Origin of the sequence: Actinoplanes ianthinogenes (genome assembly GCF_018324205.1) — a bacterium.
Lineage (GTDB): Bacteria > Actinomycetota > Actinomycetes > Mycobacteriales > Micromonosporaceae > Actinoplanes > Actinoplanes ianthinogenes.
On record NZ_AP023356.1, the window covers coordinates 9834779 to 9847651 of the forward strand.

The window sequence follows — 12873 nt, forward strand, 5'->3', positions numbered from 1 at the left end:
CCAGGCCTCCCCTAAGGAATCCGAAATGTCCGACGCTCCCGCAACACCCGCACGCCGCGGCCGGATCAGACTGCTCTTCGGCGCCGCCTGCGCCGTGGTGGTCGCCGCGGCCAGCACGATGCTGGCCGGCACGGCCCACGCGGACACCACCATCACCACGAACCAGACCGGCACGAACAACGGCTACTACTACTCGTTCTGGAAGGACAGCGGCAACGTCAGCATGACCATGGGAAACGGTGGTCAGTACAGCACCCAGTGGAGCGGCATCAACAACTTCGTGGCCGGCAAGGGCTGGGCCACCGGCGCCCGCCGGTCGGTCAGCTACTCCGGGTCGTTCAACCCGAACGGGAATGCGTACCTGACGCTGTACGGCTGGACCACCAGCCCGCTGATCGAGTACTACATCGTCGACAACTGGGGCACCTACCGGCCCACCGGCACGTTCATGGGCACGGTGACCAGTGACGGCGGCACCTACGACATCTACCGCACGCAGCGGGTCAACCAGCCGTCGATCCAGGGCACCGCGACGTTCTACCAGTACTGGAGCGTGCGGCAGTCGAAGCGCACCGGCGGCACCATCAGCGCCGGCAACCACTTCGACGCCTGGGCCTCGAAGGGCATGAACCTGGGCACGTTCAACTACCAGATCCTGGCCACCGAGGGCTACCAGAGCAGCGGCAGCTCGAACATCACGGTGGGCGGCACCACGAACCCGACCACCGGCACCACCACCTCCCCGCCGACCGGCGGTAACGGCGGCTGCACCGCGACCCTGTCGGCCGGGCAGCAGTGGAGCGACCGGTACAACCTGAACGTCGCGGTCTCCGGCTCCAGCAACTGGACCGTCACCATGAACGTGCCGTCCCCCGAGAAGATCATCTCCACCTGGAACACCACGGCGACCTGGCCGACCGCACAGCAGATGGTCGCCAAACCGAACGGCAGCGGCAACAACTTCGGTGTGACGATCCAGACCAACGGAACGTGGACCTGGCCGACAGTCTCGTGCAGCGCGAGCTGACCTTCGTACGCAAAGAAGGGTCTTGACATGCGAAGCTTGATCGCGGGACTGGTCGCGCTGACGGCTGCCGCCACCGGTGCCGTGGCCGTCGGCCTGACCACGACGGCGCAGGCCGCCACCTGCAACGGTTATGTGGGGCTCACCTTCGACGACGGCCCGACCGCCGGGAACACGCAGAACCTGCTGACCGCGCTGAAGAACAACGGGCTGCGGGCCACCATGTTCAACGAGGGTCAGTACGCCGCGGCGAACCCCGCGCTGGTCCGGGCGCAGGTGGACGCGGGCATGTGGGTGGGCAACCACAGCTACACCCACCCGCACCTGACTCAGCAGAGCCAGGCCACCATCGACTCGGAGATCTCCCGGACGCAGACGGCGATCGCGAACGCGGGCGGCGGGACGCCGAAACTGTTCCGCCCGCCCTACGGGGAGACGAACGCGACGCTCAAGACGGTGGAGCAGAAGTACGGCCTCACCGAGATCATCTGGGACGTCGACTCGCAGGACTGGAACAACGCCAGCACCGACGCGATCGTGGCGGCCGCCGGCCGGCTCACCAACGGCCAGATCATCCTGATGCACGACTGGCCGGCCAACACGGTCGCCGCCATCCCGCGCATCGCTCAGGGCCTGGCCAGCCGGGGCCTGTGCGCCGGCATGATCTCTCCGCAGACCGGCCGGGCCGTCGCGCCCACCGGCGGCGGCGGGAGCACCACTCCCCCGCCGAGCGGATCCTGCACCGCCACGCTCTCGGCCGGCTCGTCCTGGAGCGACCGCTACAACCTCAACGTGGCCGTCACCGGCTCGTCCGCCTGGACCGTCACGCTGAACATCCCGTCACCGGCCAAGGTCATCGCGACCTGGAACATCACGGCCAGTTACCCGAACGCGCAGACGCTCGTCGCCAAACCCAACGGCAGCGGCAACAACTTCGGCGTGACGATCCAGACCAACGGCAACTGGACGTGGCCATCGGTCACGTGCAGCGCCTGACGGTCCGGCGTTCCGGCGCGGCGGTCGCTCCCAGGCCGCCGCGCCTTAGTCGGCGACGGTCGTCTCCCTTGGACTCAGGGCGGAATGGGGTGTGCCAGCATGGGCGGATGACGGCGCTTGCGGCGTACGACCTGGAGATGGCGATGTGGTACGGCCAGTTCGTGATCCGCGGCGGCCGGGGCGACGGCGTACCGGACGACGTGCTCTTCGATCGGGCGGCGGCCGGCGAGGGCGTCGCCGGCGACGGGCAGAGCGTGCTGGTGCTGTCACCGCACCAGGCCAACGTCGCCATGCCGATCCGGGTCGAGGTGCTGACCGCCCGGCCAGCCGGCGACCTCGCGGACTGGCAACTGGGGTACGAGGCGGCCCTCTCGATCGACCCCGAGGGCCTGCTGCTGCTGAATTCGCCGACCTCGGCGCAGCTGCGATGCGCGGTACCGCCGGACCGGTACTGCGTGGAGATCACCGGCCGGGGGTTCGTCGCCTACGGCTGGCCCGGCTCGACGAACCCCGGCGACCACTGGCGGATCCGGCTGTGGCCGTCGGTGGACGACGTCGAGCCACGCCGGGTGAAGGAATGGATCGAACCGCCATTTGTGCGGACGTGACCGTTCCCGCGCGGATCGTGCGCGGTCTTGCCGCCCCGGGGACACAACGCGATCATCACCGCGTCCAGTGACAGTCTTCGATTGTTGCGTTGCGCGGGGGGATTTACATGAATCGTCGGATAAGACGTCTGTTCGTGGTCATCGCGGCGGTGATGGCCGTGACACTCACGCCGGTCGCGGCCCGAGCGGACGACCCGGCACCGACCGGCGGCACGGCCGTCGTCACCGGTACACCCGACCTCGAAGCCCTGCGGGAGCGGCGGCCCGCCGAGATCGTCATGCCGGCGGAGCGGACCGCACCGGCCCGTGGCACCTTCGCGGACTGCGACGAGGTCCTGGCCCGGCCGGCGAACGGGGAGGAAAAGGTCGGATGCGTCCGCCGGGTGCCCGGCGCGGTACCGGCCTCGCCGCCGGCCGCCGCGTCCCCGGGTATCACCGCGCTCGCCGCCGCCGACTGGAACCTCGGCAACGGGCCGGTCCCGCGCTGGTGCAAGATCGACCAGCTGGAGACCCACCTGCGCATGCGCGAGTGCCACGTCGACACCTACCTGTTCTACGTCTACCAGCGCCCGTCGAACCAGGTGGTGGGCGAGGTCCTGCTCAACTACTGGGAGTGGGAGGAGCTGTCCAACAAGCAGCGGACGTGGACCCACAACATCCAGATGTACGTCGCCGACGTGAGCGGCCTCGCGGTGATGAGCACCTACCTGAACGCGCAGGGCTGGTGCAGTCTTGGCTGCACCGAGAGCATCCCCGAGGTGAAACGCCTGATCCGGCTGGAACGCGGAATGTGGCTGCGCGGTTCCTGGGACATGAGCAGCACCGGGCTGGCCGACGAGCGGACGTACACCTCCGCCGACACCGACCTGAACTTCCTGCACCTGGAGACCGGCAACACCAAGGCCTGGACCGAACTCGACTACAAGCACCGGTGCGAACGGGAACTACCGGAGACCCCGTCGGACGGCGGTTGCGTCTTCGACGAGGTCCAGCCCGAACTGGTGCTCAGTAAGGCCGCCACCTCCGACCACCGGCGGCACGCCGAGTTTGTCGAGGAGGCCCAACTGACCACGCCGGACCACTACGGCGCCCGGCATATCGGACTCGACCCGCAGCCGCTGCAGCGCATGGCGGACAAGGACCGCAAGGCCAAGAACTACCAGGCGAGCTGCGGCAACTTCGTCAAGGACCCGGCCGTCCCGAACGACTCCTGCGACGAGTACCCGTACCAGTCCACCTACCAAGGCGCCAACGAGATCGGCCGGGCCAGGACCGCGGTCGGGCACGTGCCGCTCGGAGAGAACAGCAAGGGCGGCACCCGCCTCCAGAACTTCTACCTCGCCAACCGGGTGATCGACGGGGACAAGTTCTGGGTGACCGTGGTGGACGGGCCGATCGCGGACGAGCCCGGCCGGGACACGCCGCCGGAGGTGTATGCGGGCGAGGACCTGATCGGCTACGAGGGCGCCGAGATACACCTCGAAGGAAGGGCCGACGACGCGCAGGGCCCGCCGGTGGTGCACTGGAGCTACGCGGCGAACGGACCGGTCGACCCGGGCACGTCCTGCACCTTCAGCAACCCGGACGGCACGTCCACGACCTTCACCTGCAACGACGACGGCACCTTCACGGTCACCCTGACCGCCGACGACGGCGTCAACATGCCGGTCAGCGACGAGTTGTCGGCCGAGGTCCGCAATGTCGGTCCCCGGATCCGGCGCCCGCTACCCGACTTCGCACCGCGCGCCGCGGAGGCAGGCCTGACGCCCGAGCCATGGTCCACGCACCGCACCAGCAGCCCCGTCCAGCTCACCGCGCCTTACACCGATCCGGGCAGCAACGACACACAGACCTGTGTGGTGCGCTGGGACGACGGCACCGAGGACCGGTACCCGGCCACGGGGGACAGCTGCGACCGAGCGCACACCTACGCGCACGCCGGGATGGACACGATCGCGGTGACCATCACCGACGACGACAGCGACAGCGGGACCGATCACACGATGATCGTCGTCTACGACCCGGACGGCGGCTTCATCACCACCGGCGGCTGGCTGAACTCACCGGCCGGGGCACTCACCGCCGAACCGGCGCTCACCGACCGGTTGCACGTCACGCTCAACCCGAAGTACAAGCCCGGCGACAGCGGCCCGGTTCCCGGCGGTGGCAAGGTGGCCGCCCGACTGCAGAACGGCCGGTTCGACCTGGCGTCCACCGCCCTCGAATGGCTGGTCGTCACACCGGACGGCAAGGCTGCGGTCAAGGGCGTCGGTACGGTGAACGGCGAGGCCGGATACGGCTTCGTGGCGTACGGCTACGACGACCCGGACCGGTTGCGCCTGGTGGTCTGGCCCCTCTCGGCCGGCGACCACCCGGGAGCCGGAACCCTCTACGACAACCGCCCGGCCGGTGACTACGACCTCGACATCGCCGATCCGCAGCCGCTGGACGCGGGTTCCGTACAGGTGCACGGCTGAGCGGGTGGCCGGCCGTGGCGGCGGCCGGCCATGGCCGGGCAGAAAGTTGCGTATCCACCGGCGCCTCCGGTACGAGGCCCGTTGCGGGCTTTGTCAATCACTTAACGTACGACGGGGAGCGCGCCCGAACAGCGCACGGTATTCCACGGCGAACCGCCCCGGCGCCGCGAAACCCCAGCGACGGGCGATCCCGGCGACCGTGTCGCCGCGGGCCGGGTCCCCGGCGACCAGGTCCCGGTGCGCCCCCTCCATCCGGACCCGGCGCAGGTAGGCCATCGGGGTGGTGTCCCGGTGCCGGCGGAACACCGCTTGCAGGCCGCGCACCGACACGCCCGCGGCCGCCGCGATCTGCTCCAGCGTGATCGGCTGGCCCGCGTGCGCGTCGATGTAGGCCACCGCGCGCCGCAGCGAGGCCGGCCCGATCCGCCCGGGACCGCCGGCGTAATCCATGGTCATCGTCGTGTTCGGGAAGGTGGCGACGGTGGCCGCCGAGGCCGCCTCGAGGGCCGCGGCCAGCACCAGCGGGTGCTCGGCGGCCGGCTCCGGACCGGCGAACAGCCGGGACACGTAGGCCATCGTGGCCAGCCAGTGCCGGTTCGCCGCGGGCGAGATCGGTGCCATCCCGTCGAACCGGACGTCGGACGGGTGGATCCCGGACCGGCTCGCGGCCTGCACGGCCGCCGTGAGCGGGAACTGGAGCACCTGGTACCTCATCCGGTCCATCCGCACGTCGAGCGGGACGCCGGGCAGGTACATCAGCGTGCCGCCGCGCCCGATCCGGTGGTGCGCGTCGCCGGCGGTCACGTCGAGCCGGCCGTCGAGCATGCTGACCACCACGACCGTGTCGAACGGGTCCGCCGTGATCGCCATCGTGGCGCCGTAGAACAGGTGGTCCACGGTCAGCCCGCCGGCCCACGCCGACGCCGAGCTGAACAGGAACTCGTCCGGCCGGCCGAGAATCCGGGGCCGGTGGTCGACGTAGCGCCGGCACAGCAGTTCGTGCACCTCGCCGAGATCATGGGACCGCATCTCGGCGCGCTCGACAGCAACGCGGCCGGGCATCGGCCTCCCTTCGTCCTTTGACATGGTGCACCCTGCGCCGAGGTTCGCCGAACACATTCACCCTCAGTCATCAACACTTTCCGATACCCCGTTGTGGCGGGCCTCCACATGGGCTGGGGATTAACAGGAACGTAACGTCCGCGTCATGAATCCCCGTAGGTTGTGGCTCGCACTGCTCGCCGCGGTGCTGGCCGTCGCCGGCCTCGCCATGTCCCCGTTCTCCCCCGCGAACGCGGCCGCCACCCTGACCCAGGTCGGCTCGTTCGGCAGCAACCCGGGCGCGTTGCGCATGTACTCGTACGTCCCGGCCGGGCTGGCCACCGGCCGGCCGCTGGTCGTGGCCCTGCACGGGTGCACGCAGAGCGCCTCCGACTATTACAGCCACTCCGGCTGGCCCAAGTACGCCGACCTCTACCAGGCGACGGTGGTCTTCCCCGAGCAGACCTCGTCGAACAACTCGCTGTCCTGCTTCAACTGGTTCACCGCGGGCGACATCGCGCGAGGCCAGGGCGAGGCGCTGTCGATCAAGCAGATGGTCGACTACGCGATTACGACGTACGGCTCGGACGCGAAGCGGGTCTACGTCACCGGGCTGTCCGCCGGTGGCGCGATGACCGCGGTGATGCTGGCCGCGTACCCGGACGTCTTCGCCGGTGGCGCGGTGATCGCCGGCCTGCCGTACAACTGCGGGACGGTCTGCCAATATCAGGCGCAGAGCAAGACACCGAAGCAGTGGGGTGACCTGGTCCGCGCCGCAAACCCGGGTTACACCGGTCCGTGGCCGCGGGTCGGTGTCTGGTACGGAACCTCGGATACGACCGTCGTGCCGGCCAACGCCACCGAGCTGCGGGACCAGTGGACAAACGTGTGGGGCGTCTCGCAGACCGCGTCGTCGAGCGCGACGCTGCCGGGGTCGACCACGGTCGAGTATTACCACGACGGCGCCGGGAAGGCCGCGGTGTCGCTGTATCGGGTGCAGGGGATCGCGCACGGCACGCCGGTGGCGCCGGGCAGCGCCGAGAACCAGTGCGGGGCGACCGGGTCCTATTATCTGGCGTCGATCTGCTCGTCGTACTACATCGCCCAGTCGTGGGGGCTCGCGGGCGGCGCCTCGTCCCCGTCGCCGGCCCCGTCGGCCTCGCCGACCCCGTCCGCGACGCCGACCGCCCAGCCATGCTTCACGGCCAGCAACTATGCCCACACCACCGCGGGGCGGGCCACCCAGTCCGGCGGCAACACGTTCGCCAACGGCTCCGGCCAGGCGATGGGACTGTGGAACACCTTCACCACCCACACCCTGCGCCAGACCGGCCCGAACTACTACGTGCTCGCCGACGGGCAGTGCTGACCCACCTCAGCCGGTGAGGGCGGGACCGCTCTCACCGGCTGAGGTGGTCGATGCGTTTGAGCAGGGCCGGGCTCCAGTGGGTGCCGTAGGCGAGCCGCAGCCCGGGCAGTCGCCAATCCCGGCCGGTGACGGTCCCCCGGCAGGCCGGGCTCCCGCACCGGCACGGCATGGCCCAGGTCTCCGCGCCGGTGTGGGTGGCATAGTCGATCGTCAGTTCCTCGCCCGCGGTGACGGCCCGGCGGGCGACGACGGTGACCGCGTCGGCGTGCCAGAGGTTCGGGTCGCAGGAGTGGTTGCCATAGCGAACCGGGTGTCCGGGGTCGATCAGCAGGTGCACCCCGTCCTCGACGGTGAGGCTGCTGTAGGGCGGGGTGAGCGCGGCCAGCCCCGCGTCGTCGATCTCTTGCCCACCCAGCCGCAGAACGGTCTCCCCCTCGGCGAGATCGGCGAGCGCGAACAACCCCTGGCCCTCGATGGCCGACGGCCCGACGCGGACGTGCGGGCTCAGCCAGCAGCGGTCCGGATAGCGAGCAGCCATGACCCAGTATCGACTGTGGGCGCCGCTGATAATGCGCAGACCGGTGACGATGTGCTTGGCATCATGATCGGCATGATCGAGTTTCTCGTCCGGAACCGGGACGACCACGGGTGGCCCTCCGTCCATCGGGATCGGCTCGCCGAGGTGCTGACGCCGGCCGGCTGGACCTGCGAGGCCGCGCCGGGCTGGGGGCATCACCGGTTGAGGTGCGGCGACACCGTGGTCGAGTTCTCCGGCGAGCCGGTCGGGTGGCAGGTGTCGTTCGAGGGGCCGATGCCGGAGGACGAGGCCACGCGCTTCGTCGCCGCCGTCGTCGCCCAGCTCGAACGGGAGATCGGCGAGCCGATCGAAGCGATCCAGATCAGCTGACTGTCGTGGAGGGGATCGAGGTCGTCGTCGCCCACGCCGAACGGGCGACGCTGCGGGTCGGTGACGTCTTCCTCAAGGTGGACACCGATCAGGCGCGCATCGACGCCGAGGTCGCGGCGATGGCGCTCGCGCCGGTGCCGGTCCCGCGGGTGCTGTGGCGCCGGCCGCCCGTGCTCGCGATCACCGCCGTGCCCGGGACGACGCTGGGGCGCCTCGGCGCGCCGTCGACCGGGTCGCCCGCGGCCTGGGCCGCGGCGGGCGCGGCCATCCGGAAACTGCACGACGCGCCGCCGCCACCCTGGCTCGGCCAGGCCGGCCGCAGCATCGACACCCTGACGGCGTTGCTCGCCGAGGAGTGCGCGGCGCTGGTGACGAGCGGCCTCCTGCCCGCCGATCTCGTCGACCGCAACCGGCGCATCGCCGAGGCCGCGCTCCGGCCGTGGACGCCGGCGTTCACCCACGGCGACCTGCAGATCGCGCACGTCTTCGTCGACGGCGACCAGGTCACCGGCATCATCGACTGGTCCGAGGCCGGTCAGGGTGACGCTCTGGCCGACCTGGCCACCTTCACGCACGGCCACGAGGAGCACCTCGACGACGTGCTCGCCGGCTACGGTGCCGACGCCGACCGCGACGTGATCCGCGCCTGGTGGTCGCTGCGAAGCCTGCTGATCATCCGCTGGCTGATCGCGCACGGCTTCGACCCGTTCGCGCCCGGCTGCGAGGTCGACGTGCTGAGGTCCCGGCTGTGAGGCCCTGAAGCGGAATCACCTGACGGTCACCGCTCGCGTGATCGACTTCTTGTCGTCGCCGGGGTGCACCGCTCCGCTGTACAGCAGCCGGATGACCTCCTTGTCCAGCGACGAGTACCGCGTCGGCGTCGAGTACCGGCCGTAGAAGATGCTGTCCGGATACTTGCCGGAGTTGTTGGCCATCCCCATCGCCCGGGTCAGTTCCGCGCGGATCAGGTGACAGCGGGCCCTCTCCCCGATGCCGGTGGAACGGATCATGACGGTGCCGCTGGTCATCTCGAACCCGCTCGACCAGTGCACGTAGAAGAAGCCGTCGTTGCCCGGGACGTAGTGCGGCTCGATGGAACGGAACTTCGTCACGGGTGCGAAGTAGAATTCGATGTCGGGCGTACCGCCGGTCAGCGTCAGATCCGTCGTCGCGGTCAGCGCGTTGAAGTCGGCGACCACCTTGTTCAGGCAGCTCCTGCTCCGCTTGGTGCCGCCGTGAACCCGCACGGTGACCTCGGGCTGGACCCACATGGTGGCGACGTCGGCGTCCGTTCCGTACTGCGACCGGAGTGCGACGGTGAAGAAGTAGGCGAGCCCCGCCTTGCTGATCGACGGCCTGACCGGCGCGACGGAGGGGGTGGCCGACGGCACCGCGGACGGCACGGCCGACGCCGTCGCGGCCGTCGCGGAGACGACGGCCGGGGCGGAGGGGCCCGCCGTCGCGGGGGTCGCATCCGGGGCTCTGCAGGCGACGAGCACCAGCGAGGCAGCGAGCAGTGCCGGCACGGTGCGGGGGATCCTCCCGCGGGCAGCAGAGCCCATCGTCAACACCCTTCCGGACAATCGCACGCGTGGCAGCCGCGCCGCCGATCGCAAGATCATAACGACGACGATCATTTCGGGTACGCCCGGAGCAGCCGTCCCGCCCATCGGCGTACCGAAACAGGCGGCACCGGAAGCCGCCGCCCGCCGCAAGCCGGCCCGCGGTCCCTCTTGTTGGTGCAGCCAACAATTGCTATGTTGGCCACACCAACATTATCGGCATCGGGGAGGCCACCCGTGACCACCGCAGCCAACAGCAGACCCGACCGGATCCTGATCATCGGCCGGAGCCCGACCGTGATCCTCGAAACCGCCGGCATCCTGCGCGGCAAGGGCTTCCACGCGGATGCGACCAACCAGTTCGACGACGTGCTGACCGACTACGACGCCGCCGCCGTCGACGTGGTCGTCTTCGGCGGCATGGTCCCGCCGCACACCAAACAGCACCTGCGCGAGGAGATCGCCAAGGTCAACGACCGGGTCACCTTCGTGCAGGGACTCGCCGGGATTCCCGGTCTCATCGCCGCCCAGGTCGAGGGCGTCACGTCCACCACCGGAGCCGGCGAAGTGGTCGGCTACGACGCGCCAGCCAGAACCCTGCGGCTCACTCTGCGGAAGCCGGTGCGCGTGGTGGCCGAGGCCTGGTGGGCCACGTCGCTCACCCCACCCGAGCCGAAGAGCACCTCGATGCGCCTGCTCGACGCCCTGCTCGACCCGGGGCAGCACGCCGTGACCCTCCCCGCCGAGGTGCCGGGCGTGGCGTCCTTCCTCACCGCGTCCGTCGGGCCGGCCGTGCACGCCTTCACGGTGGGCGCCATGCCGGCCGCGGTGACCCGCCTGGTCCCCACCGGCGACCCGGACCGGCCCTCCGCGCTCCCACCCGTCCGCCCGGTGACGACGCACAGCACCTGACCCCTCGTGCCGGATCAGCCCGCCCGCTCGTCCCCACCGGCGAGAAGTCTCGCCATCAGGGCGACGAACTGGCGGCGCTGGGCGGCCGTGAGGGGCCGCAGCACCCGCTCCTGCACCTCGTCGATGACGCCGTCGAGCTCCAGGAGCCGCGCCACCCCGGCCGGGGTGATGGTGACGATCTTGCGACGTCCGTGGCCGGGGTCGGCCGACCGCTCGACGAGCCGGCGTGACTCGAGCTCGGACAGCGCCGCCGTGACGTCGCTGCGGTCGATCCCGGCCGCCCGGCCCAGGTCGGCCTGGCTCGCCGGGCCCCACTCCTCCAGCGCGGCCAGCAGCCGGTAGTGATAGCTGCGCAGGCCCTCGCCGTGCGCCTCGAACCCCGCGGCGAGCAGTGCGGACGACCGCGCGTAGAGCCGGCTGACCAGCCAGGTCGGACGGTCCTCGATGCGGGCGGGACTGCGGCTCGGCGGATGGTCGATCGGCATCCGCACACCCTACCAGTTTGTTGGTGTCGCCAACATCTCCGAAGGGAAGCGCCCCATGTACCAGCAGGAGCAGTCGCACGACGTCGCCGGCCGCGGGCTCGGCGTCGCCACCTTCGTCATCGCCCTGGCCCGGTTCATCGTCGTGCTGGACGGCACGATCATGATCGTCGCCCTGCCGAGCATCCAGAACTCGCTGCACATCACCCTCTCGAACCTGAACTGGGTGATCAATTCCTACGCGCTGACCTTCGGTGGACTGATGCTCGTCGCCGGGCGCGCCGGCGACCGTTACGGCCGCAAGAGCGTGTTCCGGGTGGGGCTGGTGCTCTTCGGCGCGGCCTCGCTGGCCGGCGGGCTCGCCACCGACGGCGCCACGCTGATCGCCTGCCGTGCCGTGCAGGGCATCGGCGCCGCACTGGCCACGCCCGGCGCGCTGTCGCTGCTGGTCAGCACGTTCCCCGAGGGCAGGGCGCGGTCCAAGGCGCTCGGCCTGTACGGCGCCGCGACCGCGCTCGCGGCGGTGCTGGGCCTGCTCGCCGGCGGGGTGCTGACCACCTACGTCGGCTGGCGCTGGGTGCTGTTCGTCAACGTCCCGATCGTGCTCGCCATCCTGCTGGGCGTCGGCCGGCTGGTGGAGCCCGCGCTGGAACGGATCCGGATCGACATCCCGGGCGCGCTCGCCGGCACGCTCGGGGTCGGCGCGCTGATCTTCGGCGTGAACCGGGTCGGTGAGCACGGCTGGAGTGACGCCATCGTGACCGCGTGCCTCGCCGGTGCGGTCGTCCTGCTGATCCTGTTCGTGATCGCGCAGCGGACCAGCCCGGCGCCGATGATCCCGCGCGAGGTGCTCACCGACCCCGGCCGGGTCGGTGCGAACGTCGTCACCTTCATCCAGTCCGCCGGCATGTTCACCACGTACTTCTTCCTGACCCTCTACATGCAGGACGTCCTGGGGTATTCGGCACTGCGGACCGGCCTGATGTATCTGCCGTTCGCCGTCGGCTCCGGCCTCGGGGCGGGCGGCATCGGCCCCCGTCTGCTGAGCCGCCTCCCGGAACGTGCCGCGCTGTCGGCCGGCCTGCTGGTCGCGGCGGCCGGCACCGGGTGGCTGTGCCTGCTCACACCGGACTCCAGCATCTTCACCGTGCTGATCCCGGCGTCGGTGGTCACCGGCGCCGGGATCGGGATCGTCGCCACCACCGCCACCAGCATCGGCGTGCGCGGCATCGACAGTTCCGAGGCGGGCATCGGGTCGGCGATGCTGACCGCCGGTGGGCAGGTCGGCGGCGCGCTCGGGCTGGCCGTGCTGGCCACCGTGGCGGCCACCACGACCCGGCACGCCGCCGCCGGCGGACACACCATGCGGGAGGCGCTGACCACCGGCTACCTCGCCGGCTTCGCGATCGCGGTCGGCCTCTACCTGCTGTGCGTCCTGATCACTTTCCTCACCGTACGACCGGCGACCGCGGCGCGAGCGGCGGCGGGGTGACCG

13 protein-coding genes are annotated in these 12873 nt (G+C 70.5%); 9 read left to right on the plus strand and 4 right to left on the minus strand.

The annotated features are described in order from the left end of the window. The first annotated feature begins 25 nt into the window (after positions 1 to 25). The 4 genes from Aiant_RS45030 to Aiant_RS45045 all read left to right on the plus strand — a co-directional run bounded on the left by Aiant_RS45030 (position 26) and on the right by Aiant_RS45045 (position 5105). Positions 26 to 1027, plus strand: a complete 1002-nt coding sequence (locus Aiant_RS45030; RefSeq protein ID WP_229831202.1) for a glycoside hydrolase family 11 protein — start codon at positions 26 to 28, stop codon at positions 1025 to 1027. Between the two features lie 27 nt (positions 1028 to 1054). After that, a complete protein-coding gene (locus Aiant_RS45035; RefSeq protein WP_189335389.1) occupies positions 1055 to 2020 on the plus strand; it encodes a polysaccharide deacetylase family protein in 966 nt (321 codons plus the stop codon). Positions 2021 to 2127: 107 nt separating this feature from the next. Then, the gene (locus Aiant_RS45040; protein ID WP_189335388.1) at positions 2128 to 2628 is read left to right on the plus strand and encodes a hypothetical protein; all 501 of its coding nucleotides are present in this window, start codon (positions 2128 to 2130) and stop codon (positions 2626 to 2628) included. Between the two features lie 107 nt (positions 2629 to 2735). Then, positions 2736 to 5105, plus strand: coding sequence for a NucA/NucB deoxyribonuclease domain-containing protein (locus Aiant_RS45045; RefSeq protein WP_189335387.1), 2370 nt, complete (start codon positions 2736 to 2738; stop codon positions 5103 to 5105). A 93-nt stretch (positions 5106 to 5198) separates the two neighbouring features. On the opposite strand, the gene Aiant_RS45050 is transcribed toward Aiant_RS45045, so the two are convergent. Continuing rightward, positions 5199 to 6167, minus strand: a complete 969-nt coding sequence (locus Aiant_RS45050; RefSeq protein ID WP_189335386.1) for a helix-turn-helix transcriptional regulator — start codon at positions 6165 to 6167, stop codon at positions 5199 to 5201. Between the two features lie 145 nt (positions 6168 to 6312). On the opposite strand from Aiant_RS45050, the gene Aiant_RS45055 reads away from it, so the two are divergent. Then, positions 6313 to 7515 (plus strand): extracellular catalytic domain type 1 short-chain-length polyhydroxyalkanoate depolymerase, encoded by a 1203-nt coding sequence (locus Aiant_RS45055; protein ID WP_189335385.1) that lies wholly within the window; start codon positions 6313 to 6315, stop codon positions 7513 to 7515. 31 nt (positions 7516 to 7546) lie between these two features. Here Aiant_RS45055 and Aiant_RS45060 read toward each other — a convergent pair whose 3' ends face one another. Then, the gene (locus Aiant_RS45060) at positions 7547 to 8053 is read right to left on the minus strand and encodes an SET domain-containing protein (protein ID WP_189335384.1); all 507 of its coding nucleotides are present in this window, start codon (positions 8051 to 8053) and stop codon (positions 7547 to 7549) included. 72 nt (positions 8054 to 8125) lie between these two features. On the opposite strand from Aiant_RS45060, the gene Aiant_RS45065 reads away from it, so the two are divergent. Together Aiant_RS45065 and Aiant_RS45070 are read left to right on the plus strand one after the other, a co-directional pair. Then, positions 8126 to 8422, plus strand: a complete 297-nt coding sequence (locus Aiant_RS45065; RefSeq protein WP_189335383.1) for a hypothetical protein — start codon at positions 8126 to 8128, stop codon at positions 8420 to 8422. Between the two features lie 5 nt (positions 8423 to 8427). Next, the gene (locus Aiant_RS45070; RefSeq protein ID WP_189335382.1) at positions 8428 to 9174 is read left to right on the plus strand and encodes a phosphotransferase family protein; all 747 of its coding nucleotides are present in this window, start codon (positions 8428 to 8430) and stop codon (positions 9172 to 9174) included. Between the two features lie 15 nt (positions 9175 to 9189). Here Aiant_RS45070 and Aiant_RS45075 read toward each other — a convergent pair whose 3' ends face one another. After that, the gene (locus Aiant_RS45075; protein WP_189335381.1) at positions 9190 to 9984 is read right to left on the minus strand and encodes a DUF2927 domain-containing protein; all 795 of its coding nucleotides are present in this window, start codon (positions 9982 to 9984) and stop codon (positions 9190 to 9192) included. A gap of 237 nt (positions 9985 to 10221) precedes the next feature. Between Aiant_RS45075 and Aiant_RS45080 the strand changes: the two genes are divergently transcribed. After that, the gene (locus Aiant_RS45080; protein WP_189335380.1) at positions 10222 to 10896 is read left to right on the plus strand and encodes a hypothetical protein; all 675 of its coding nucleotides are present in this window, start codon (positions 10222 to 10224) and stop codon (positions 10894 to 10896) included. A gap of 14 nt (positions 10897 to 10910) precedes the next feature. On the opposite strand, the gene Aiant_RS45085 is transcribed toward Aiant_RS45080, so the two are convergent. Further along, positions 10911 to 11381, minus strand: coding sequence for a MarR family winged helix-turn-helix transcriptional regulator (locus Aiant_RS45085; RefSeq protein ID WP_189335379.1), 471 nt, complete (start codon positions 11379 to 11381; stop codon positions 10911 to 10913). Between the two features lie 55 nt (positions 11382 to 11436). On the opposite strand from Aiant_RS45085, the gene Aiant_RS45090 reads away from it, so the two are divergent. Continuing rightward, the gene (locus Aiant_RS45090) at positions 11437 to 12870 is read left to right on the plus strand and encodes an MFS transporter (RefSeq protein WP_189335378.1); all 1434 of its coding nucleotides are present in this window, start codon (positions 11437 to 11439) and stop codon (positions 12868 to 12870) included. The last annotated feature ends 3 nt before the right edge of the window (positions 12871 to 12873 follow it).